Source organism: Campylobacter sp. VBCF_06 NA8, from assembly GCF_027737825.1.
In the GTDB taxonomy this organism is placed as follows: Bacteria; Campylobacterota; Campylobacteria; order Campylobacterales; family Campylobacteraceae; genus Campylobacter_B.
On record NZ_JAOVUB010000001.1, the window covers coordinates 416,139 to 440,882 of the forward strand.

The 24,744-nt window shown below is 35.6% G+C and carries 18 protein-coding genes and 1 tRNA gene; 15 read left to right on the plus strand and 4 right to left on the minus strand.

What is annotated here, in order from left to right:
* Positions 1-56: 56 nt before the first annotated feature.
* Positions 57-428: an HIT family protein gene (locus OFO10_RS02350; protein ID WP_270862986.1), complete on the plus strand. Its 372-nt coding sequence runs from the start codon at positions 57-59 to the stop codon at positions 426-428.
* Here the strand turns inward: OFO10_RS02350 and OFO10_RS02355 are convergent.
* The 3 genes from OFO10_RS02355 to galU all read right to left on the minus strand — a co-directional run bounded on the left by OFO10_RS02355 (position 421) and on the right by galU (position 4,364).
* The gene (locus OFO10_RS02355) at positions 421-1,632 is read right to left on the minus strand and encodes an MFS transporter (RefSeq protein ID WP_270865934.1); all 1,212 of its coding nucleotides are present in this window, start codon (positions 1,630-1,632) and stop codon (positions 421-423) included. The two genes, OFO10_RS02350 and OFO10_RS02355, sit on opposite strands and share 8 nt — an antisense overlap.
* 652 nt (positions 1,633-2,284) lie before the next feature.
* Positions 2,285-3,532, minus strand: coding sequence for a glucose-6-phosphate isomerase (locus OFO10_RS02360; protein ID WP_270865935.1), 1,248 nt, complete (start codon positions 3,530-3,532; stop codon positions 2,285-2,287).
* Positions 3,519-4,364 (minus strand): UTP--glucose-1-phosphate uridylyltransferase GalU, encoded by an 846-nt coding sequence (gene galU / locus OFO10_RS02365; protein ID WP_270865936.1) that lies wholly within the window; start codon positions 4,362-4,364, stop codon positions 3,519-3,521. Before galU ends, OFO10_RS02360 begins: the two co-directional genes overlap by 14 nt.
* Positions 4,365-4,497: 133 nt before the next feature.
* Here galU and OFO10_RS02370 point away from each other — a divergent pair, with 133 nt between their 5' ends.
* From OFO10_RS02370 to OFO10_RS02410, 9 genes are all read left to right on the plus strand, one after another.
* Positions 4,498-5,952: a sulfatase-like hydrolase/transferase gene (locus OFO10_RS02370; RefSeq protein ID WP_270865937.1), complete on the plus strand. Its 1,455-nt coding sequence runs from the start codon at positions 4,498-4,500 to the stop codon at positions 5,950-5,952.
* A 154-nt stretch (positions 5,953-6,106) separates the two neighbouring features.
* A complete protein-coding gene (locus tag OFO10_RS02375) occupies positions 6,107-7,276 on the plus strand; it encodes a Wzz/FepE/Etk N-terminal domain-containing protein (RefSeq protein WP_270865938.1) in 1,170 nt (389 codons plus the stop codon).
* Positions 7,269-8,525, plus strand: a complete 1,257-nt coding sequence (locus OFO10_RS02380) for an O-antigen polymerase (protein WP_270865939.1) — start codon at positions 7,269-7,271, stop codon at positions 8,523-8,525. The genes OFO10_RS02375 and OFO10_RS02380 overlap by 8 nt, the downstream gene beginning before the upstream one ends.
* Complete coding sequence (locus tag OFO10_RS02385) at positions 8,522-9,595, plus strand: hypothetical protein (protein ID WP_270865940.1); 1,074 nt, start codon at positions 8,522-8,524, stop codon at positions 9,593-9,595. The genes OFO10_RS02380 and OFO10_RS02385 overlap by 4 nt, the downstream gene beginning before the upstream one ends.
* Positions 9,596-9,600: 5 nt before the next feature.
* Positions 9,601-11,049, plus strand: a complete 1,449-nt coding sequence (locus OFO10_RS02390; RefSeq protein ID WP_270865941.1) for a flippase — start codon at positions 9,601-9,603, stop codon at positions 11,047-11,049.
* Complete coding sequence (gene glf / locus OFO10_RS02395; RefSeq protein ID WP_270865942.1) at positions 11,042-12,160, plus strand: UDP-galactopyranose mutase; 1,119 nt, start codon at positions 11,042-11,044, stop codon at positions 12,158-12,160. Before OFO10_RS02390 ends, glf begins: the two co-directional genes overlap by 8 nt.
* Before the next feature lie 10 nt (positions 12,161-12,170).
* Positions 12,171-13,163, plus strand: a complete 993-nt coding sequence (locus OFO10_RS02400; protein WP_270865943.1) for a Stealth CR1 domain-containing protein — start codon at positions 12,171-12,173, stop codon at positions 13,161-13,163.
* Between the two features lie 16 nt (positions 13,164-13,179).
* Positions 13,180-14,304 carry a non-hydrolyzing UDP-N-acetylglucosamine 2-epimerase gene (gene wecB / locus OFO10_RS02405; RefSeq protein WP_270865944.1) on the plus strand — a complete coding sequence of 375 codons (1,125 nt, stop codon included), beginning with the start codon at positions 13,180-13,182 and terminating at the stop codon, positions 14,302-14,304.
* Between the two features lie 3 nt (positions 14,305-14,307).
* On the plus strand, positions 14,308-15,474 hold the full coding sequence (locus tag OFO10_RS02410; RefSeq protein WP_270865945.1) for a glycosyltransferase: 1,167 nt from the start codon (positions 14,308-14,310) through the stop codon (positions 15,472-15,474).
* A gap of 244 nt (positions 15,475-15,718) precedes the next feature.
* On the opposite strand, the gene guaA is transcribed toward OFO10_RS02410, so the two are convergent.
* The gene (gene guaA / locus OFO10_RS02415) at positions 15,719-17,254 is read right to left on the minus strand and encodes a glutamine-hydrolyzing GMP synthase (RefSeq protein WP_270865946.1); all 1,536 of its coding nucleotides are present in this window, start codon (positions 17,252-17,254) and stop codon (positions 15,719-15,721) included.
* A gap of 151 nt (positions 17,255-17,405) precedes the next feature.
* On the opposite strand from guaA, the gene OFO10_RS02420 reads away from it, so the two are divergent.
* The 5 genes from OFO10_RS02420 to OFO10_RS02440 all read left to right on the plus strand — a co-directional run bounded on the left by OFO10_RS02420 (position 17,406) and on the right by OFO10_RS02440 (position 24,406).
* Positions 17,406-17,894, plus strand: coding sequence for a hypothetical protein (locus tag OFO10_RS02420; RefSeq protein WP_270865947.1), 489 nt, complete (start codon positions 17,406-17,408; stop codon positions 17,892-17,894).
* Positions 17,860-19,665: an excinuclease ABC subunit UvrC gene (gene uvrC, locus OFO10_RS02425; protein WP_270865948.1), complete on the plus strand. Its 1,806-nt coding sequence runs from the start codon at positions 17,860-17,862 to the stop codon at positions 19,663-19,665. The genes OFO10_RS02420 and uvrC overlap by 35 nt, the downstream gene beginning before the upstream one ends.
* 147 nt (positions 19,666-19,812) lie before the next feature.
* Complete coding sequence (locus tag OFO10_RS02430) at positions 19,813-23,925, plus strand: ATP-binding protein (RefSeq protein ID WP_270865949.1); 4,113 nt, start codon at positions 19,813-19,815, stop codon at positions 23,923-23,925.
* A 10-nt stretch (positions 23,926-23,935) separates the two neighbouring features.
* A complete protein-coding gene (locus OFO10_RS02435) occupies positions 23,936-24,316 on the plus strand; it encodes a response regulator (RefSeq protein WP_270859672.1) in 381 nt (126 codons plus the stop codon).
* A gap of 13 nt (positions 24,317-24,329) precedes the next feature.
* Positions 24,330-24,406 (plus strand) — tRNA-Arg (locus OFO10_RS02440).
* Positions 24,407-24,744 lie beyond the last annotated feature (338 nt).

The window sequence follows — 24,744 nt, forward strand, 5'->3', positions numbered from 1 at the left end:
TTACGCGATTTTAATTAAATTTTGTTTAAAATTCCATATTTTTATAAGGAGAAAATATGATATACGAAGATGATATAATTTTTATCGAGCGCGAGGAGAGCGAAATCCCGTGGATTAAAATTTTCACCAAAACTAAGGCGAAGGAGATTACGGATTTGCCAAGCGAGCAGATTGCACACCTTTGGGCGGCTGTTTTGGAGTGCGAAAGGAGCATGCGAGACTTCTATAACCCCGATAAAATCAATATCGCAAGCTTCGCAAACTATGTGCCCAAAGTCCATATTCACCTGCAAGCTAGGTTTAAAAACGACAGCTTTTTCCCTGAGAGTATGTGGGGGAAAAAAATGCGAAAAGCCAAGCTCGACCTGCCAAATTTCGACGAATTTGCCCAAATTTTAAGCGCAAATTTAAAGATAGCATTTAAGTAGGTTTTGATTTATTTCTACGCAGATAAAACAGAGCCAAAAGCAAAATTAGCGCGCAAAATCCGCTGATAAAAAAGCCGAATTTCGCGCCAAATTTATCCGTGAAAAACCCCGCAAAAAGCGCGCCAAATGGCGTGCTTCCTAAGAAAAATAGAGTGTAGATACTCATTATCCTGCCGCGAAATTCGTTGCTGGTGTGCATTTGCACGGTCGAGTTCATCGACGAGTTTGTCAAAACGAAAAAAAATCCAAGCAGCGCAATTAGCGTGGCATTGTAAGCAAAGCTCGCCACAGCCCCAGCCAGCGCGCAGATCACGCACACAAGCACGGCGCAAATACGGATAGATTTCAGCGACAAATTCCCAAAACTAGCTACTCCTAGCGCCCCGCACAGCGCCCCAAGCCCCAAAATCGACATCAAATACCCAAAATACCGCTCGCCCTGAGCCAAATCAAATTTCACAAAAGCTGAAATTGTGATATTGTAATTAGGTATGAAGGTTGATAAAATCAGCACAATAAACAAAATTTCGCTTAAAATTTTTTTAGAAAGCATATACGAAAAGCCCTGTTTGATGAGCGCTAGGGGGCTTAAATTTGAGCGCGACACTTTGCTTGCGGGCTCGGAAATTTTGACAAAAAATAGCGAGATAATGACGGCTAAAAAGCTAATAGCATTTATCACGAAGCACCATTTCGCGCCAAAGTGCGCCATTATCAGCCCAGCAAGCGCAGGTCCTGTGATGCGGGCTAGGTTGAAAGAGATCGAATTTAGCGCGACTGCGTTTGGAAGCTCGGAGCTAGAAGCGATGAGCGAGCGCACGAGGGCTTGGCGCGAGGGCGAGTCAAACGCCGTAAATACGCCGTTTATGAGAGAGAGCGTGAAAATGTTTGCGAAGCTAAACGCCTCAAACCACGCTAAAAAGGCGAAAATGCACGCTATAATCATCATACCGATTTGCGCGCACAAAAGTATGCGAAGCTTGTCAAAGCGATCGAGCAAAACACCCGAGAATAGCGTGAATAGTAGCGAGGGCAAAAACTGCGCGAGGCTAACAAGCCCCACCTTAAAGGGGTCGCGCGTGAGCGTGAGCGCAATCCAAGGAAGCGCGATTGTTTGCATCCACGAGCCGATTAATGAGAGATTCATGCCAATCCAATAAAGCCTGAAATTGCGGTATTTGAGGGAGTGAAATGGATTTCTCATAAATTTTCCTTGCCAAATTTGGGCTAAATTTTACTCATAAATTTCGAAAATTTCGCTGAAATATGGGGTTTGGATAGAGCAAATTTTCGCCACGACAGCGACTGCGCGCCGCTTGATTGTCATTGCGAGCATAGCGAAGCAATCCAGTAAAATTTAAAGCAAAATTCCACTTAAATTTTTGAAATTCTGTAAAAATACTGCGCCGAAATTTTATATTCGTAGATTGCCACGAAACGGCTTGCGCCGTTTCTCGCAATGACAAATAAAAGGCAAGGAAATTTCTCTGGATTGCTTCGCTCGTTACACTCGCTCGCAATGACAGCAAATTCAGCGTCTGTAAATTTTAAAATTCGTAGATTGCTTCGTCGCTAACGCTCCTCGCAATGACAGGGATTAGAGCGCATGGTAGTTTAGGCTCGTGGATTGTCACGAAACGGCTTGCGCCGTTTCTCGCAATGACAAATGAAAGGCAAGGAAATTTCCCTGGATTGCTTCGTCGCTAACGCTCCTCGCAATGACAATAGCGAACACTTCAAAAAATTCTCGCAATGACAATGGTTTGCGTATCGGGGCAGTATCCCCCGGCTTGCGAAGCGCAATGATAGATTATCGTCATCGAAAGGAGCTGTTTAATGCGCTAAATTTCAAAAAATTATCTATTTAAAATCATTGATTTTAGTATGCGTTTGCCTGCCTCAACGCCCGGCTGGTCGTAGGTATTCACACCCAAAATCGCCCCAACCCCGCTAGTTAGCAGCTCAAAATAATAAAACAAAAATCCAGCGTTTGCCTCATCTAGCGCGCCCACTTCGATGACATCAACGCTCACGCCCTCATTTATCACAGCCTGTGCGGTCGCGTCGCACTGGAAATTTAGCACACTTTCCAAGCTTAGATTATTTACAAAGTCGCAACTAGCCAAATTTTCCAAGCTCAAATTTGGGATTTTTCGCGATGTGCCGGAGTTTTTTAGCTTCATAAATGTTACTGTCTTATCCTTCACGCCGTCCATGATAAGCTGCAAAAAACTGTGCTGATCGCGCGAGCCAACTAACCCTACCGGGGTAAGCCCGTATCGCGTGTAGCCGATTTTTTTGCCGATACTCTCCGCCCAGAGCTGGACATACCAGTCGTTGAAGGCTTTGAGCCTGTCGCAATAGCTAAAAATCACATTGATTGTGGCGTTTTTGTGAGTGGCGTAGTGGCGGGCTTTTTGCACGACTTCGTTATTTTCTAAATTTTCGAAATTTCCGTTTAGGATTTCGCCTAGAAACCTTTCTTGCGCCATTTTCGCGCCAGCTAGCAAGGCGCGCGCATCAAGCCCAAGAGCGAGAGCTGGCACGAGGCCGACTGCGCTAAGCACGCTAAATCGCCCGCCCACACTGGCTGGCATATTTATCACGGTGGCGTTTTGAGCTTTTGCGTAGGTTTCTAACGCCGAATTTGGATCTGTGATAAAGATGAAATTACGGCTCAAATCCTGCGCGCCAAATTCATCTAAAACGACCTTAAATAGCGAAATGGTTTCGATTGTGGTGCCAGATTTAGACGAGATGATAAAGAGCGTATCGCTAAATTTGAGCCCATTTAAGGCGTTTTTGACGCTAAAATCGTCTAAATTATCCAAAATTTCAAATCTTAAATTTGGCTCTATTTTTTCGCGTAGCATTTCGTAAAACGCCCTTACGCCCACGCTCGAACCGCCGATTCCCACGACTACGACAGCGCTAAAATTTTTGCCAGCTAAAAACTCGCTAGCCTGCGTAATCGCGCTCTCGCCGCTATCTGGTAGATGATAATACCCAATCTCGCCACCTTCGAATTCATCTTTTAGCGCCAAAGCGACATTTTTTAGCGCGTCGTTTTTGGCTTTGGTAAAAAAAAGTTTATTTTTTATCATTTTTTTTCTTTGCAAATTCTTTTTCATAAAAATACTTCGTCGCCTCGACATAGCCTTCCACAGAGCCACAATCAAAGCGTTTGCCCTTGAATTTATACGCCATTACGACGCCGTTTTTGGCCTGCTCCAAAAGCGCGTCGGTGATTTGGATTTCGCCGTTTTTGCCAGCTGGTGTGCGCTCGATGATATCAAAAATATCAGGTGTAAGTATGTATCTGCCAATAATCGCTAGGTTTGACGGGGCGTCCTTTGGGGCTGGTTTTTCGACCATATCGCTAACCATAATCAAATCATCGCTGATGCTTTTGCCCGCGATTACGCCGTATTTGCTGACATCTTCTTTTTCTACTTCCATTACGGCTACGATTGAGCAACGATATTTCTCATAAACTTTAACCATTTGCGCTAGCACGCCTTCGCCAGCGGTGTTTATACACAAATCATCAGCCAAAACTACGCCAAATGGCTCATCTCTAACGAGAGTTTTGCCTGTGAAAATCGCGTGTCCTAGCCCTTTCATATCCTCTTGACGGGTAAATGAAAACTGACAAGATGACATTAAATTTCTAATATCATCTAGCAAATACTCTTTGCTAGTGCCCTTGATTTGGTCTTCTAGCTCATAGCTTCTATCGAAATAATCCTCCAAAGCGCGCTTTCCACGCCCTGTGACAAATGCCATATTATCCATGCCGGCCTCTAATGCCTCATCTACGCCATAGTGAATTAGTGGTTTTGTAAGGATTGGGAGCATTTCCTTGGGTAGCGATTTTGTGGCTGGCAAAAAGCGCGTGCCATACCCCGCAGCAGGAAATAAGCAAGTCTTGATCATGATTGTATCCTTTTGAAATTTTGTAAAATTTGAATTGTAGCGCAAAAAGATAAAATTTTGAGAATTTTAAACAAGGATTTGCTAAAATTCGGCGTTTTAAATATTTTGCGCGAATTTACATAAAAAGGTTAAAATGACATACGCTTCGTTGCTTTGCTTTATAATTTCACTTTTTTTGGCTAAATTTTTACACAAAAAATGGCTTTTGGGCGTTGCTTGCGTGGGAGCTTTTGTGTATATTTTAGCCTTTGTTTTTGATACGATTTTGCTGATTTATCTTGGTAAACATTTTGGATTTTATGTCGTTACATTTATAAAAACATCTTTGCAAGGCGCGCCGTTTTCGACCTTTGCAAAAGAGCTCGCGCTTCTTGGTTGCGTGGTTTTGGCGATTTTGCTTTTTTGCGTGATTTTTTACCAAAAAATTTCGCCAAAACTTATCAAAAATATCAAATTTATACCGATTTTTGCGATATTTTTCATAACGGCTTTTTTGACAAATCCACTTTACATAAACGCAAAAGAGCTTTATGAAATTTACAACCCGCCTGTGGCTAAATTTAAAAAAGCCGTTTATCCTTTTGTCGCTGTTCCTAAGCCCAAACAAGCGACAAAAAATAAAAATATAGTCTATATTTATTTGGAAAGTTTTGATAGGGATTATTTAAATTCTAAAATTTATCCAAATTTGACGCCGAATTTATCCGCCCTAACTAACAAAATCGACTTTACAAACACCACGCAGGTAATCGATACTGAATTTACGCTAAAAGGGCTTTTTGGATCGCATTGCGCGCTAAATTATATGTTTGTATTCGGCAAAAATGATGATGAGAAATTTTCGCAAAATATCAAATGCGCCAGCGATATTTTAAAAGAGCAAGGATATTATCTGTATTTTATGAAGGGTGCGGATTTGGCATTTCAAGATACAAAAAAATTTTTAAAACACCGCAAATACGATGAAATGAAAGGCAAAAACGAAATTCTAAAATCTGGCGAAAAAAGCCTAAACGAGTGGGGCGTAAATGATGATGATATGCTAGAAATCGCGTGGGAGGATTTCGTGCGCCTTTCGAAAGAAAAAAAGAATTTCTTGCAAACGCTTTTGACGATAGGAACTCACGCGCCAAATGGATTTTTATCCAAAAGTTGCGAAAATTTGCCATTTGCCAACGATAGCCAAATGCAAAAAGCAGCGCATTGCACCGATTTTTTAGTCGGCAAATTTATAGATAAAATTCGCGCTTCGGAATTTAGCAAAGACACTATTATAGTTTTGCAAAACGATCACCCGCTTTTTTATTCTCGCGATAAACACGGCAAAAAATTGCAGAATTCAAAAAACCTTTTTATGATTTTAGATGATGACATAAACGGCACCATAACTATAGACAAAAAAGGCACTTCGTTTGATACTTTTACCACCGTGCTTGGGTATATTGGAATTTTAGACGAGATGAATTTGGGGAGAAATTTACTAATGGCGGATAGTTTGCCTTTCGAAGATGACGATGAAATTTACAAAAAAACCTCACGAATTTTTACCGAGATTTCGTATGGTGAGATAAAAATCAACGCGGATTAAAACTTTCTAAATCCGCAGCGCAGGAATACTCTCATAAGCTTTCGTAAAAGCTAAAATTTTGTGAAATTATTCAAAATTTAGTTTAATTTCGATAGAATTGAAACTTTTTAAGATTTCAAAATAATTGAAATTGTTAATTTTATAAGGAAAACAAATGAGTGAAAATTTAATGAATTCAGCCAATTCTCAAAACGATGAAATCGATATTTTTGAGTTGTTAGGTAAAATTTGGAAGGGCAAATTTAGCATTATTGTGATTACACTAGCGTTTTTTGCTTTGGGTGTTTTATACACTATAATCGCCACGCCGTGGTATAGCGCAAAGGCTAGAATTTCGGTGCCTTACTACAAAAATTTAGAAGAAAATAAAAAAGAGCTTTTAGTCGAAGCCGATATGATAATAAATAAAATTCAAAGCAAATATATCGACGCTTTAAAAGGTCAGCCAAAAGAGAGTGCATTTGTAGAAAAGATAGCTCCTGCTAAAATAAGTGGCACAAAAAACAACCTAAAAGACTTTTTAGACATTGAAGTTATGGGCAAAAGCAACGACGAAGCCATCGCTTTGATAAATCAAATCGTTAAAGAAGAGCAAGAAGCCAACAGTGAAGATGTGCAAACACGCAAAAGAAATGTAGAAAACAAACTTCATAATGTGGAAATTAGGATAAAATTTTTGCAAAATAATATAGAAAAATTACAACTTCAAAGCGATCAAATAGATACGATTTTTATGCCAAATAAAGACAAAGAAATCGCAAATTTACAAAATACGGTCTTGCCAAATGACAAAAAAGCTTATGATGAGCTTATAAATAAGGTAATTCCGAATTTAGAAAATGAAATGCAAAATATCGAAAAAGAGCTAAAAAATCCAAATTTAAATCAAAATAACGCAATTATTTTAAAAGAGCGGTTAAATGATTTGCGAAATCGCTATATGAGTGCGACCACGACGACAAAACAAAAATTCGAGCATGATCTGCACGATAGCGAATTTGTAAAAATTCCTAATCTTTTGAAAGATAAAGAAAATTTGGTCGCTTCGCAAACGGATATATTAAACAAAATCGATGAAAAAAGCGATGAAATCATCAAGTTAAAAACGCAACAAGAAATTTTGCAGGCTAGTTTGGCTAAGCAAAATTTAAGTAATGTCGTCATAAAAGATGATTTAATCGTTACAAATGAAAAACCGGTAAAACCTAAAAAACTTTTAATTGTAGCGATTGTGACATTTTTAGGTGGTGTTTTGGGTGTATTTTGGGTGCTGTCAAAAATAACAATGCAAAATATAAAAAATAGAATAAAAAATAATGTTTGATTGGATTTACATTTTATTTTTTCTAACGCTATTACAAGCGATATTGTTTTTCATTTTATTTAATAAAAACATACTTTCGCCTAGTGTTATAGTTGCATTAATGTTTTCGCTATCTGAATTTGTTGCAGTATTAAATGAAAATTGGGGACACCCCATAGGAGAACTAACGACATTTGTAATTACTAGTACGATTTTTGCAGTAGCACTCGGCGAAGCTTTTGCACTGAGTTTATTTTCAAAAAAACAACATATAAATTTTGATTATAAAGCGTTACCAAAATTGGATATAAGTAATAAAAAATTATTGTTAATATTGGTATTTCAAATTTTTACTTTAATATATTATTATAATGCACTAAAAGGGTTTGCAATATCTGGTGAAAATATAATACTAGAAGCAAAAGAAGCAAAAGGTTTTGGTGATGTTTTTGATAAAAAAGCAATTTGGTTGAAAAATTTTTCATATTGTTTTGCTTATATTTGTTCTTTTATGTTTTTGTATAAGTATATTTTTTATAATAAAAAAAATATACTTTTTGTTATTCCTTCCATTCTATATATAATAAATATAACTTTGGAAGGAAATAGATTAGAATTAATTTTTTTAATTGCCTTTTGGATAATCATAGGCAGTTGTTTTTATTTTCAAAAAAATAATTGGAACTATAAATGTCATATTAAAATTATAAAAAATGCCTTCTTGTGTTTCATAATTTTTCTAGCATTTTTTATTTTTTTAGGTAGCTTTAAATACACCCATATAACAAATGATCCATTGCATCACATTGGATTTTATATTGGTATGTCAATACCGTCTCTTGATGAATATTTAATAAATAGCAACGCTCAAAATTTCTATTTTGGCGAACATTCTTTTTATAATATTTATACATTTTTATCAAAATTTATAAATATTTCTACTGTTTTTTCGCCACATTTAGATTTTGTGTGTTTTAATGAAACATGTGGTAATGTATATACTTTTATAGGACGTTACCATCGAGATTTTGGTTATTTTGGGTTATACTTTATTGCACTTATGATAGGTTTATTTTATAGGTTATTCTTTGAATTCATTAAAAATAAACAAAATTTTTTTATATTTATGTTCGCGTTACTATATTCACCTATTTTTAATGTTTCCATTGATGATGTATTTTTCTTTAAAATCATGTCAATTGGCTACATTGTAGTTATATTAATGATGTATCTTTTATTTAAAATTTTAATAAAAAGGAATACTTTATGAAACATTTAATTATAGAAAATTTGAACTCTTGTGAAACAAAATATAATGCAGGAAGCAAAGCACGAAATGATACAATCCAAATATTAAAAAATCTTAACTTCAACATTTTACCAGTTAATACAAAAAAACCAAATGCAAAAAACACTATTTTAAAGTTATTTTACTATTTTAGATATAAAAAAAATAGTAAAATTTTTCAAAAAGAATTAAGTAAATTGTTTGATAAAGATAGCGTTTTTATACAATATCCTTTAACTATTGCATGTATTAATTTAGATAAAATACTAAAACAATATAATCGTTCACTAGATATAATAATACTTATTCATGATTTGGATTCAATTAGGCGAAAATTTGATACAAATACCAATTTATTACAAAAAATTAGATTTTTTTTGAGAGATAAAAATGTATTAAAATCAGCCACATATATAATTTCTCATAATGCAAAAATGACAAAAGAGCTTATAAATTTAGGAGCAGATGAGAACAAAATAATAAATTTAGAAATTTTTGACTACATATACGATGGATTATTGGCAAAAGTAGAAAAAAATTCAGGTATTATCATAGCAGGAAATTTAGAACCTAAAAAGGCAGGATATTTATCGGAGTTAAAAAATCTAAAAAATGTAAATTTTAATCTTTACGGTGCAAATTTTGACGATAAATGTTTAGGTGAAAATATATCATACAAGGGGAAATTCTTACCTGATGAACTAATACCAAATTTAGAAGGTTCTTTTGGTCTGGTTTGGGACGGAAATGCCCTTGATAAATGCAATGGTGCATGGGGTGAATATTTAAAATTTAACAATCCGCACAAAACTTCGTTGTATATAGCCGCTGGTTTGCCGGTAATCATTTGGAAAAAAGCGGCACTTAGTGAATTTATAGTTAAAAACAATCTAGGCATAGCCGTTGATAGTCTGTATGAATTAGAAGATAGACTTAAAAATATAAGCGATGAAGAATACGCTAAAATGCTAGATAGCGTAAAAGTTTTTTCGCAGAAGATAAGAAACGGCGAATTCTTAAAAAACGCATTAGCAAAGATAATCAAGGACTAAAATTTATGCAAAAATCTTTGGTAAAAAATTATATCTATAATCTTTCTTATGAGATTTTAGTAATTTTATTACCGCTTATAACTATTCCATATTTAGCTAGGGTTTTAGGAGCTGAGAATTTAGGAATTTATAGTTTTACACTATCGATTTCGACATATTTTATACTTTTTGGTTCGCTTGGTATCGCGCTATATGGCAAAAGAGAAATAGCCTTTGTTCAAAACGACAAGGAAGCATATACAAAACTTTTTTGGGAGCTTTTGATTTTAAGATTTTTATCTATGATTGTTTCCATTGTTATTTTTTACATTTTATTTGTATATAAAATCAACGAATATTCTATTTACTATAAAATATTGTTGTTGGAAATGTTTGCGGCGATTATCGATATTAGCTGGTTTTTTCAAGGCTTGGAAGAATTTAAAAAAGTCGTCATACGAAATACAATAGTAAAGCTAATAAGCGTTGCGTGTATATTTATATTTGTAAAATCTAGCGATGATTTAAGTATTTATTTTTTTATATATGTTTTTGGCATAATTTTTGGAAATTTAACATTGTGGCTATATCTGCCTAAATTTTTAAACAAATGCAAATTTGTAAATTTGGATATAAAAAAACATATTAAACCAACCATTACACTATTTATACCACAGATTGCTATTCAGGTTTATACCGTGCTTGATAAAACTATGATTGGTGCTATTATAGATGATAAATCAGAAGTTGGCTTTTATGATCAAGCTCAAAGAATTTTAAAAATTTTGCTTACTATCATCACAGCTCTTGGAGCCGTAATGCTACCTAGAATCGCCTCTTTTTTCGCAGGCGGCGAAACAGATAAGATAAAAGAATATTTAGAAAAATCTTTTTCGCTTGTATTTTTGTTATCTATTCCTATGATATTTGGCATTTTTATTATTGCCGATGATTTTGTGCCGATATTTTTCGGCAATGGTTTTGAGAGAGTAGCGATACTAATGTGTCTTATGTCTCCCATACTTTTGTTAATAGGTCTAAGTAATGTCATAGGTATGCAGTATCTTTTGCCGACAAAAAGACAAAAAGAATTTACTATTTCTATTTTAGTAGGTGCAGCGATAAATTTTTTAATAAATTTGCTTTTAATACCAACTTATGGCGCACTTGGTGCGGCTGTTGGGACATTAGTGGCAGAATTTTGCGTAACTTTTACTCAGTTTTATTTTGTTAGAAAAGATTTTGAAATTATGAAAATTTTTAAAAATGCAAGAAATTATATTTTTGCTAGTGTTATAATGTTTGTTTGCTGCATTGAAATTAAGATACAAATAATTCAAGCGATATCTATAATATTAAAAATTTGCATAGGAACTTTTATATACTTTATATTTTTAATTTTATTAAAAGATGATTTTTTAATTGCTACATTTCAACACATTAAAATAAAATTCAAAGGTAACCAAAATGACTAAACATTACGACTTTCTATTCGTCGGTGCAGGGCTTTTTAACGCAACCATAGTTAGCAAAGCGGTTAAAAAAGGCAAAAAATGCCTTGTCATAGACAAGCGAAATCATATCGCAGGAAATATCTATACAGAGGAAACTCACGGCATAAATGTCCATAAATACGGCGCTCACATTTTTCACACGGACGAAAAAGAAATTTGGAATTTCGTGCAGGAATTTGCAGAATTTAACAACTATATAAATTCGCCGATTGCGAATTTTAACGGCAAACTCTATAACCTGCCATTTAATATGAATACTTTTCATCAAATTTGGAGCGATGTTATCACGCCAGATGACGCCAAAAACCGCATAGAAAGCCAAGCAAAAGCAATGAAAATGGCTTTAAATGGAAATGAGCCAAAAAATTTAGAAGAACAAGCCATTTCGCTCATTGGCAAGGACATTTACGAAATTTTGATAAAAGGCTACACGCAAAAGCAATGGGGGCGAAAATGCACCGAGCTACCGGCTTCTATCATCAAGCGCCTTCCTGTGCGATTTACTTTTGATAACAACTACTTCAATGACCGCTATCAGGGCATTCCGATAGGCGGTTATACAAAAATGGTCGAAAAAATGTTTGAAGGAGCCGAAATTAGATTAAATACCGACTTTTTTGACGAAAAAGATAGCCTATTAAATTTGGCTGATAAAGTTGTATTTACAGGCATGATAGATGAATTTTTCGATTATAAATTCGGTAAATTAGAATATAGAAGCCTGAAATTTGAAAGCGAAGTTTTGGAGTGCGAAAACTATCAAGGCAACGCAGTTGTTAATTATACTGACGATAAAACGCCATTTACACGCATAATCGAGCATAAGCATTTTGAATTCGGCACTGGGCCAAAAACAATCATCACGCGCGAATATCCAAAAACATGGAGCAGGGGCGATGAGCCATATTATGCTGTAAATGACACTAAAAATAGCGAGTTGTATCAAAAATACAAAGCCCTAGCCGACACCCAAAACAAAGTGATTTTCGGTGGCAGACTTGGTATGTATAGATACTTCGATATGGACGATACGATAATAGCTGCTCTAAAAGTAGCTGATGAGATTTTGTAAAGGTAGAAACATGGAAATAGATTTTGTAATTCCATGGGTAGATGGAAGCGATTCTGAGTGGATAAAAGAATTTAATAAACATTGTCCAAAAAACAAACAAATAGATATAAGAAATATCAGATATAGAGATAATGGACTTTTAAAATACTGGTTTAGAGGAGTTGAAAATTTTGCTCCGTGGGTTAGAAAGGTGCATTTTATTACAAATGGGCAAATTCCAAAATGGTTAAATTTAGATGCACCAAAACTAAATTTTGTTCGGCATTGCGATTATATTCCAAGTGAGTATTTGCCAGTTTTTAGTTCTCATCCTATCGAACTTTATATGCACAATATAAAAGATTTATCCGAACATTTTGTATATTTTAACGATGATTTCTTTTTAACTGATTTTGTAAAAAAAGAATTTTTCTTTAAAAATGACTTGCCTTGTGATTGTGCTATTTTAAATTTGCCAAGAGCTGATTTTTTTAACCATTTTGTTTTAAACAATATGATTGAAATTCATAAAAATTTTAGCCTTTATAAATCAATTAAAAGTAATTTTTTCAAATGGTTTAATTATAAATATGGCTTTGAAATGTTTAAAACTTTAATAGTGCTACCTTATGAAAAAACTCATAGATTTTATGTTCTAACAAATCCACATTTACCGCAACCTTTTATAAAATCTACTTTTGAAGAAGTTTGGAACAAATGTAATAAAGTTTTGATTAATACAATGAAATCTAAATTTCGAACACCTGGCGATGTAAATCAATGGCTTTTTAGATATTGGCAAATTTATAGTGGAAATTTTTATCCACAAAATAATAGTATGAAAATGCTTTTTAATTTAACAGAGCAAACTAATATTGATGAAATTTGCAATTTTATAAAAGAAAAAAAATATAAAGAAATCTGCATAAGTGATGACAATGTTGAAAATTTTGATGAAATGATGATAAAAATTCAACAGGCATTTAATGCCATTTTGCCTGAAAAATCTAAATTTGAAAAATAATATAAGGAATAAAAATATGAAAAAAATTTTAATAGTATTTGGCACTCGTCCAGAAGCCATAAAAATGGCTCCGCTTGTAAAAGAATTTGACAAGTATAAAGATTTGTTTGAAACAAAAGTATGTGTTACAGCACAACATCGCGAAATGCTTGATCAGGTTTTAAATTTTTTTGATATAAAAGCTGATTATGATTTAAATTTGATGAAGCCAAACCAAACCCTGTATGATATTAGTGCAAAAATTTTGGTAGATATGCATCAAATTTTAAATGATTTTAAGCCAGATATTGTTTTTGTGCATGGTGATACTACGACAGCTTCTATGGTTGCACTATCTGCGTTTTATTCTAAAATAAAAATCGCTCACATCGAAGCTGGTCTTAGAACGCATAATATGTATTCACCATTTCCAGAAGAAGCAAATAGGCAAATAGTCGGAATTTTGGCAGATTATCATTTTGCTCCGACAAATCAAGCTATGCAAAATTTATTGCAAGAAAATAAAAAACAAGAAAATATTATAGTTACAGGAAATACGGTTATCGATGCTTTGCACCTAGCTGTTAAAAAAATAAAAAATGATAAAGAGATAGAAAATAATATAATAAAAAGTTTAGAATACAAAGTGATTGATAATCGAAAATTTATTCTTGTAACTGGTCATAGAAGGGAAAATTTTGGAGAAGGATTTTTAAATATATGCAATGCTTTAAAAGATATAGCCTTAAAAAATCCTAATATAGATATAGTTTATCCTGTTCATTTAAATCCAAATGTGCAAAAACCTGTAAATGAAATTTTATCAAATTTGCAAAATGTATATTTGATAAAACCTTTGAGTTACGAAAATTTTGTTTATTTGATGGAAAAGTCATATTTTATTATTACAGATAGCGGCGGAATTCAAGAAGAAGCTCCAAGCCTTGGAAAACCAGTTTTGGTTATGAGAGATACCACCGAACGACCAGAAGCCATAAAGGCAGGAACTGTAAAGTTGGTCGGGACAGATAGGGCCGTAATATTTAACGAAGCGCAAAATTTATTAAATGACAAAGAGAAATATGATGAAATGTCAAGTTGTCATAATCCATACGGCGACGGAAAAGCGTGTGAAAAAATTTTAAAATTTATATGCGAGTAGAATATGAAAATTTTATTTATATCAACCGAAATTTGGTCAAAATTTAATCCAGAAGGCATAGTTGCTAATAGTATTTTACAAGGTTTTATAAAAGAAAATCATCGAGTTCATGTTATTACAAATAAAGAATTTGATTATACAGACAAGACGGTTATTAATTCTTCTATGCCTGAAATATTAGAAAAAATTTTTAAAAATATTTTTGGATTAGAAAAAATTTTATTTGTGATAAAAACTATATTATTTCTCAAAAAAATAAATTTAAATGAATACGACTTGGTAATAACTCGCTCTGAACCAATATCGCTACATATCGTAAATTTATTTTTGCCAAATAGTATCAAAAAAATAGCAATGTTTAGCGATGTCGGCTTTCTAAGTCCGTATTATAGTAAAAAATATATATTAAAAAAAACAATATCTAAAATTATTGAAAAACAAGTATTTAAAAAATGCGACATTATAACTCATACAAATCAATATGTTATTGATTTGTATATCGCAAATGGTTTTGATAAAGAAAAATTTTATATCTTTCCAAACCCATTAAATGTAGAAAATAAAATAAAACAATCTATTTTGCAAAAAAATAGTGAAATAATTAATTTGGCATACACCGGTTCGTTTTATGGCATAAGAACACCAGAGAAATTTTTTCAATATTTAAAAAATCAAAAAAATGATAATTTTAAAGTTTATTTAATAGGAGCTGTTAGAAATGCCTATTATGAACAAGGTAGGTTTGGTAAAATAGGACAAATTTTAAAAAATAAAGATTTAAACAAATTAAAAAATTTAATTTCCAAATATTCGCTAGAAAAAAAAGTTGAAGTTCTACCATTTATGAGCAAAAATGATTTATTTAAATTTATAGATAAAAATATAGATATACTTGTAAATATAGATGCTCCAATGAAAATCAATCTATTTTTATCATCAAAAGTTGTAGATTATTTAAAATTTGGTTGCAGAATACTTAATGTATCTTCTAATGGTGCTACTGTTGATTTTCTAAGATCGGTAGATGTTTGCAAATATGTAGATTATTATACAGATAGCGATTTTGATTTATCTGATATAATGAATAATAAAGATTTTCTACCAAATTTAGAAAAAATAGAAAAATATAAATCTGAAAATTTAGTTAAAAATTTATTGAACCAATTTTAAAATTTTTCAATTATAGATGTCAAGTTTTAGGTAATTTTAAAAAATAAGAAGCTTAAAAAAACGGCAACTGCGAAAGAGTGATAAAAACCTTGCAAAATTTAGGAATAGAGTTGTGAATTTTTAACTTTCCGATTCACTTTTGCGAAGTAAAAACTAACTTACAAACCCACAATCATCTAAAACAATAAGCCAAAATTTGCGAAAAAAATAAAAAAGACGGGCAAAACGCCCGTCAAATTAAAAATTATTCCCACTCGATAGTCGCAGGTGGTTTGGACGAAATATCATAAACTACTCTATTTATGCCTTCTACTTCGTTTATAATGCGGCGTGAGCAGTTTTCTAGCAGGTCATAAGGAAGACGCGAAAAACTAGCCGTCATGCCGTCGCTCGCATCGACTACGCGGATACAAACTGCATTTTCATAAGTGCGGTTATCGCCCATGACGCCGACACTGCGGACATTTAATAACACGCAAAATGCCTGCCAAGTTTTATCATACCAACCGCTCGATTTTAGCTCTTCTCTTAAAATCACATCTGCTTTGCGAAGTAGCTCTAAATTTGGCGTATTTACTTCGCCCATAATGCGAATCGCAAGGCCCGGTCCCGGGAAAGGGTGGCGGAAAACGACATCTCGCGAAAGTCCAAGTTCAAGCCCAAGTTGGCGCACTTCGTCTTTGAAAATTTCACGCAATGGCTCGATTAGCTCAAATTTCATCCACTCAGGCAGTCCGCCTACATTGTGATGGCTTTTTATCGTCTTACTTGCCCCGCTTGGCGAACTTTCGATCACATCGGTATAAAGTGTGCCTTGTGCAAGATACCTTACATTTTCAAATTTTTTGGCTTCCTTATCGAAAACTTCGATAAAAGTCTCGCCGATGATTTTGCGTTTTTTCTCTGGCTCAGTTACGCCTTTTAAGCGGCTTAGGAAAAGCTCACTCGCATCGACGCTGATTAAATTTACGCCAAGTTTGAGCTTAAACATCTCTTCGACTTGCCTTGCTTCGTTTGTGCGAAGTAGCCCGTTATCTACAAAAACTACGATTAGATTCTCTGGCACTGCGTGGGCAAGGAGAGCTGCCACCACGGAGCTATCTACGCCGCCGCTTACGGCACAAAGGACTTTGTCATTGCCTACTTTTGCTTTGATTTTTGCGATTTGCTCTTTTGCGAAGCTTCCCATATTCCAAGTGCTACTTAACCCGCAAATCTCTTTTGCAAAATTCTTTAAAATTTGATCTCCAAACTCGCTGTGTTGCACCTCTGGGTGGAATTGCAATGCGTAAATTTTCTTCGCGTCATTGCCAAACACGCACCACTCGCTCTCGTCCGAACACGCCAAAACCTCGAAATCCTCTGGCAGGCTAGCGACCTTGTCCGAGTGGCTCATCCACACGGTCGAGTTATCGCTCACGCCGTTAAAAAGCTTGTTTGAACGAAGTAGTTTTAGGCTTGCTTTGCCAAATTCTTTTTTCGCTGCTGGCACGACAGAGGCGCCGAAATGCTGCGCAATTAGCTGCATACCATAGCAAATCCCAAGTATCGGCAAACCTAAATCAAAAATTTTCTCATCACAAAAATAAGCGTCCTTCGCATACACGCTCGCTGGCCCACCGCTTAAAATCAAGCCTTTTGGGTTTTTTGCCATAATCTGCTCGATTGAGGCGTCAAATGGTATGAGTTCCGTATAAACACCTTGTTCGCGAAGCCTACGCGCGATAAGTTGCGTGTATTGCGAACCAAAATCCAAAACTAAAATGTCAGCTGTTTGCATATTTTCCCTTCATTAAAATTTCACTGATTATAACTAAATTTAGCCATTATTTGGTTACCTTGCTCGAATTTGAGTCTGTGCTATAAAACGGATCGGCTTTGTATCCGCACCCACTAAGCAAACCTAAAATAAAAAATGCTAAAATCAACTTATGGAAACTAAAAGTATTAAACAAATCATTGCACATGTGAAAAATAGTCCTTTATACGCCAAATTTCGTGCCAGAGAGAGTTTTATTAAAATTTTGCCCAAAAACTGGCAAAAAATCATAGCCTTTATCTACACCAAAAATGACATTTTGATGATAGCTGTGAAGCACCCAGCAGGACTTCAAGAGCTAAAACGAGATAGTAGTATAAAACTGATAAAAGATATATTAAAAATCTTTGCCAGCGTGCATAAATTTGGCGAATTTCACGCTGATATGGATGTGAAAATTTTCGTTGCTACCAAAACAATGAGCAAAAAACGCAAGCAAGAACTCGCACAAAAAAAGGCAAGTAGTAGCGATGTGCGCGTGGCAGAAAAATCACAGGGCAAATTCACAAACAATATCAAAGATGAAAAAATTCATAAAATTTTTGAAGAAATAAGAGAGATTATCATTGCTAATCGACGAAATCAAATCCCTACCCGCTAATCCCGGCATTTATCAGTATTTCGGCGCAGACGGGAAATTGCTCTATGTGGGCAAGGCAAAGGTGCTAAAAAACCGCGTCAAAAGCTATTTTAGCTTCACTCCCACTCTCGCTCCAAGCCCGCGCCTTGGCGCTCGAATCGCAAAAATGATAAGCGAAGCTGTGCATTTAGAATACATCATCACCCCAAGCGAAAGCGACGCGCTGATTTTGGAAAATTCCTTTATCAAACAGCTTAAACCCAAATACAATATCCTTTTGCGCGACGATAAAACATACCCTTATATCTATATAAATTTAAACGACGAATTTCCGCGCTTTGAAATCACGCGCAAGGTGATAAAGGGGGCGAATATTCGCTATTTTGGTCCGTATTTTCACGGCGCAAAGGAAATTTTAGAGACGCTTTATATGAAATTTCCGCTCGTGCAGAAAAAAAACTGCATCAAAGACAAAAAAGCCTGCCTGTTTGCTCAGATTGGCCGCTGCAAAGCCCCGTGCGAGGGCAAAATTTCAAGTAGCGAATATAAAAAAATAGTCGAAGAGGCGTTAAATTCGCTCAAAAATCCGCAAAAAATGGTGCCGTATCTAAGCTCGCTAATGCTTAAATTTGCCGAAAATGAAAATTTTGAAGAAGCTGCCAGCATGCGCGATAAAATCGAAATTTTAAAGCAAATGAATATCAAAGTTGAAGTGGATTTAGCAAAGCTAGATGATTTTGAAGTATTTGCGATCGCTGGGGAGGCAAATTTGATTTGTGCCGTGCATTTTAGCGTGAGAGAGGGCAAAATTTCGGCCTCGAACTATCACATTTCTCACCTAAAAAACGCAAACGATGACGACGCAAAAAACGGCTACAAACAGCTCATTTTAAGCGCATTTCCAGGGGGTTCGCCCGTGGCGTGTGCAAAAATTTATTGCTACGCTGAATTTGACGACAAGGCGCTTGTGAGCGAAATTTTAGCCAGCAGGCATGGCAGAAATTTTAGCATTATCGTCCCAAAAATCGGCGAAAAACGCAAAATTTGCGAAATCGCCTACCAAAACTGCCAAATAAACATAAAAAAATATCTCAAAACGCATGATTATGGATTTTTAGCGGAATTGAAAGATTATTTTAGCTTGCAAAATTTGCCTGTAAATATCGAAATTTTTGATAACTCACACATGTTTGGAAGTGCGCCAGTAGGGGCAATGGTCTGCTATAAAGAGGGCGAGTTTTTCAAAGAAAATTACCGCCACAAACACCTAAGCTCAAACAACGACTACGACCAAATGAAGGAATATCTCACCTCGCGTGCGCTTAAATTTGACGAGCTTGGCGCGCCTGATTTGTGGGTGATTGACGGCGGCGAAGTTTTGTTAAATTTAGCTTGCGACATTATTTCGAGCGTGGGAGCAAATGTCGATGTAATCGCGATTTCAAAGGAAAAATTGGGCGCCAAAGCTCACCGCGCCAAGGGATCGGCAAAGGATAAAATTTGCGCAAATAGTGGAATTTTTGCACTCCAACCAAACGATAAAAAATTACAATTTTTCCAAAAATTAAGGGACGAGGCACACAGATTTGCGATCTCATTTCATCAAAAAACAAAACGCAAAAATGACTTAAATAGCTCAAAACTCCTAAATTTAGGGCTTACGCAAGGCAAAATCAAAAAACTTTTAGATTTTTACGGAAGTTTCGAAAATATATATTTGGCAAATTTTGATGAAATAAAAAGCTTAATCGGACAAAATTTTGCTGAAAAATTGTTCAAATTCCGCCCATAAAATAGGCAAACAAAGCTACCTTTAAAGATTTTTAGAGTAAAATCCGAGATTAAATCTTTGAAATACAGTTTTCATTTTTCTTTGTAAAGCTTATTTTGAGGTTGAAATTTCACTTTTTTGCATTTTGCAAAATACGAAGGATGTTTTATGAGACTAAATACTTCTAGCGCTCTTAAAATGGTTGCGTGGGTTCCACTTTTAATCATTTTTGTCGTTGCGTCTTGGTATTTGTATGATGCTGCGAGGTTGTATAAAATCAACGAAAACCTCAAGCATAAAGTCGATATCTCAGCTGCTTTGTATGACTTCTACGAGGAGTTTGCCAAAGAGCGTGGTATCACAGCGGCGTATCTAGGTAGCGGTAACAATGTCGGTCTTGGCTCTGTTCTTAAAACACAACGCGCCAAAACTGATAAAGCATGGCAAGATTTCCTTGACTATCACGCTCAAACACACGAACAAGACAATGCTCTTCACCAACTTTTCATCGAGCACTCAGAGGCACAATCTGCTGCGATTGATCAAATTACAAATTTGATTGGCAGACTTCCTGAGGTTAGAAAAAGCATTGACAATCGTGACAAAGTATTCGTTGAGTTATTCGATGAGTATTATGATAAATTTGACGAGCAAATGACTGCCTTCCGTGATACTATCAACGAAAACTTGTATTCAGCCGATGTTGGTACTCTATCGCTTACTCTTGCAAACATGTATGACACGATCTCTGGAACAGCTGCGGTTCGCGATGTTAGTATCGAATACATCATCTCAGGTAGCCCACTTCCTAGGGAAGAGATTGATCACTGGAAAGAGCACGCATGGACATCAGAAATGCCTGACCTAGTCATCGCTACTCACTATGCTGCTACTGGTGAAGATATCGCTATCAAAGGCGAGCTAGAAGAGTATTTCGCTAAACCTGAAAATGAGCAAATCGCCGAAAATGCACAAAATGCAATGAGAACGATTGAAACTCAATTAGCAACTGGCGAGTATGATATTCCATTTAACGAGTGGTTTAGTATCCAATCTAAAAAATATGCAATGCTAGACGAAGCTGTTAAAATGACTTCTAACGCACTACATGAGCGTGTTGATACTCACTCAGCGCAACAACTTCAAACATTGATTTTCGCTGCTGCTGCGTTCTTGCTATCACTTATCCTAGTTGGTTTCTCAATCGCCGTCGTTAGACGCATTAACAGAAACATCAACGACCTTGGAAGGGTTCTTGGTAGAGTTGGTGAGCTTTCTAACAACAACGAGCAATTCGATATCAACACAGCTGACGGTATCGACAAAGCCTACTCGCTTATCGAGGACGCGATCGACTTCATTGCCTTGCAAAAAGCAGAAGCCGAGGATGCTAACAAAGCGAAATCTATCTTCCTTGCGAATATGTCACACGAGATTAGAACTCCGCTTAATGGTATTATTGGATTTACAGAGTTGCTCAAAAACACAGATTTGGACGAAGAAAAACGCGATTATGTCGATACAATCGAAAAATCATCTGAAAACCTTCTAACCATTATTAATAACATTCTTGATGTTTCTAAAATCGAAAGCAATAAAGTTGAGATTGAGGATATTTTATTCAACCCAATTCAAGATTTCGAAAGTGCTGTTGAGATCTACGCTGCAAAAGCTGCTGAGAAAAACATCGATATCTTGCTTTACATTGACCCTACGCTGGTTCATCACCTATACGGCGATATTACTAAGATTAAAGAAGTTCTTATCAACCTTATGTCAAATGCCGTTAAATTTACACCAGAGCAAGGTAGTATTACTGTCAATATCGTCAGAGAAGAAGAGAAAAACCCTGGCGAAGCTATCGTAACATTTAGCGTCGAAGATACAGGTATCGGTATCTCTGAGGATAAACTAGCAAATGTATTTAACGCCTTCTCACAAGCTGATTCTACAATCACTAGAAAATACGGCGGAACCGGTCTTGGTCTAACCATTTCATCCAAATATGTTGCGATGATGGGTGGTAAGTTACAAGTTAAATCAACAGTTGGTAAAGGAACGAAATTCTTCTTCACTCTACCACTTAAAGAGACTCAAAAAACAGACGCAGAAGAGATGTTTGCTCACATCAGCGGCTTAAATTTCGCACTTCTAGCAGATCCTAACGATGTAATGTATAGCGATGTCGTTAAGAGATATGTAAATAATCTAGGTGCAAAAATTTCAGTCTTTAATTCAAGCGCGCAACTTCGCTCTGCACAAAACAACAACTCTTTTGACGCGTTGATTACTAGATTTAAAAACTATGGCGATGTAAGCAATACTACGATTTTACCTACAATCCTAACTCTAAAACCAAAAGAGTTACAAAGTATTAGCATTACAAACCCTAGAATTTTCACTCTATCTGAGCCAGTGAACCTATCAAAACTAGGCAAAACAATAGACAAAATTCAAAAATCTGGTTCATTAAAAGCTAGACCAGCAGCAGCAGCAGTGGCAGCGCCAATAGTAGAAGAGCCTAGCCTATCTGCTATCGCTGATGAATCACCAATTATCCCAGATATCACTCTTGATGAATCGCCAATCGTCGAGGAAAGCCCTGTCGTAGAAACTCCGATAGTTGCAGAAGAGATGATTATGGAAGAAGCTCCACTAGCCGTAGAAGAGCCAAAAATAGAAGAACCAAAAATAGAAGAGCCAAAACCATCTAGCTCATCAGCAGATGAATTGCGTGCTATTTTACAAAACAGACACAGAGGCACAGCTAGCGAAGCAAGCTTCGTATCTACACCAGAGCCTGCAATCTCAGAGCCGGTTGTAGAACCTAGCGTAAGCATCGAGCCTGAAATCCCAGAGATTAGAACTGATATTTCTGATATCACTCTTGATATCCCTGAAACACCAAATGTCGAGGTAGAAATCCCTGAGATTACAATTGAAGAGCCAGTTGTGGCACCAGTTGTAGAACCAGAAAGCCAAGAGATTGAAATTTCAGATATCGAAGCTCAAATCAGCGAGCCAGAAGTAGCAATTCAAACTCCTGAGATCAAAGTAGAAGCTCTAAGCGTAGAAGTTAGCGCTCCTGTGGTAGAACCGGTCGTAGAGCCTGAGCCAGTAGTCGAGCCAGCTGCTGCGGTTGTAGAACCAGTAGTAGAGCAAGTAGTTGAGCCAGTCGTAGAAAAAGTAGTCGAGCCAGTGGTAGAAACAGTCGCTCCTGCCGCAGTAGCTACTAAACAAAGAGTAATCGAAGAAATCATCGAAGTTCCTGTTACAATCTACGAGGAAGTTCAACAAGAAGAGACAATTATGGTTGAAGAGGAAGTTGAAGTCGAAGAGGAAGTTGAAGTTCCTGCTGAGCACAATCCAAACGATGACAATGTTCCTATGGTTAATCGCAAATACGCTGCTAAAATTCTAATCGCAGAGGATAATGAAATTAACCAAAAACTTATGAAGCACACATTAAACAGCTTCGAAATGGATTTAACGATCGTAGAAAACGGCTTGCTAGCACTAGAAGCTAGAAAATCAGGCGAAGAGTATGATTTGATTTTTATGGATATTTCAATGCCTGTAATGGACGGTATCGAAGCAACAAAACAAATCAAACAATACGAAGCAGATAACAACCTACGCCATATCCCAATCGTAGCTGTTACAGCTAACGCGCTAAAAGGCGATAGAGAGAAATTTATGGCAGCTGGTTTAGATGAGTATTGTACAAAACCGATCAAAAAAGACATTTTGGCTAATATGCTTAATGACTTTATCGGTGACAAACGCTCTGACGCAGCTCCTGCTGGTGGCACAGTTAAACAAATAGTCAAAAAACTTGTAAAACGCCAAGTTCCAAAAACTATTCTAAAAACCGTGAAAGTGCCTAAAACGATAATGAAACAAGTTCCTAAGAAAACTATCGTTAATGAGCCAGTAGCACAAGCTGTCAAAGCAAAAGATGTCTTGATTTGTAAAGCAAATGTCATGGAAAGCAAAATTTTCGCAAGCATTTTAAAACACCAATACAAAGATGTTGATATGGCTGCGAATTTTGAGCAACTAATTTCTATGGCAACTAACGATAGCTACAAATTGGTATTGATAGATAAAAAACTAGCTGGTATCGATTTCGCTGCCCTAGAAAATCTACACCAAAAAGCGCCAAATACAAATCTAGTATTGTTCTCTAACGACAACGACGAGAACCCTGCATTTAGCGAAGTTGTTACTTACAACATCACTAAATCTGGCTTAGAAAAACTTGCGCAAAAATATATATAAGGGATAGTTGATGAAAGAATTAAAAGTTTTGATGATTGATGATGACCTTATAAATTTGAAACTATTAGAAGTTATGATAAAAAAATATGGTAAATTTACCACAATCCTCCAAGCCAAAAACGGCTTGGACGGATTGGCCGTATTAGAGGCAGAGCCAGTGGATTTAGTCCTACTTGACATTGTTATGCCTGTAATGAACGGCTTAGAATTTTTAGATAACTTGCATTCTAGGGAGCATATCGCACATATTCCTGTAATAGTTTTGACCACAGATGAAACTGCAAAAAGAGAGGCTTTAAATAAAGGCGCGTATGACTTTATGACTAAGCCAATCGATTATTCAGATTTACAACGCAAACTAGATGATGTTATGAACATAATCGGTGATTAATTTCACCGATTTTGTCCTTGTAGCTCAGCTGGATAGAGCGCAAAATTCCTAATTTTGAGGCCGTGAGTTCGAATCTCGCCAGGGACACCACCTAATATATTTTTAGTCTTCTTTTTCGTTACAATTGATTTCATAAAACCCTAAATATCAGCATTTTATTATATACTCTTTAATTTTTAATCTTTTTTTGCAAGTTTTTCTCGAATTAAGTAAATATGCAACCAAAAACTCCGGCTATAAAACAGCAAAATTTTGATAAATTTTGAGAATTTTAATGAAATATCCCTTAAATTCATTAACCTTTAAGTGGCTTAAATTTAGAATTATTCCTCAAATCAATTAAAAGGAGAAAAAATGAAAATCTTTAAAATCCTATCAACAACCGCAATCTTTGCAAGCCTAGCTTTCGCTGGGATCAACCTAAACAC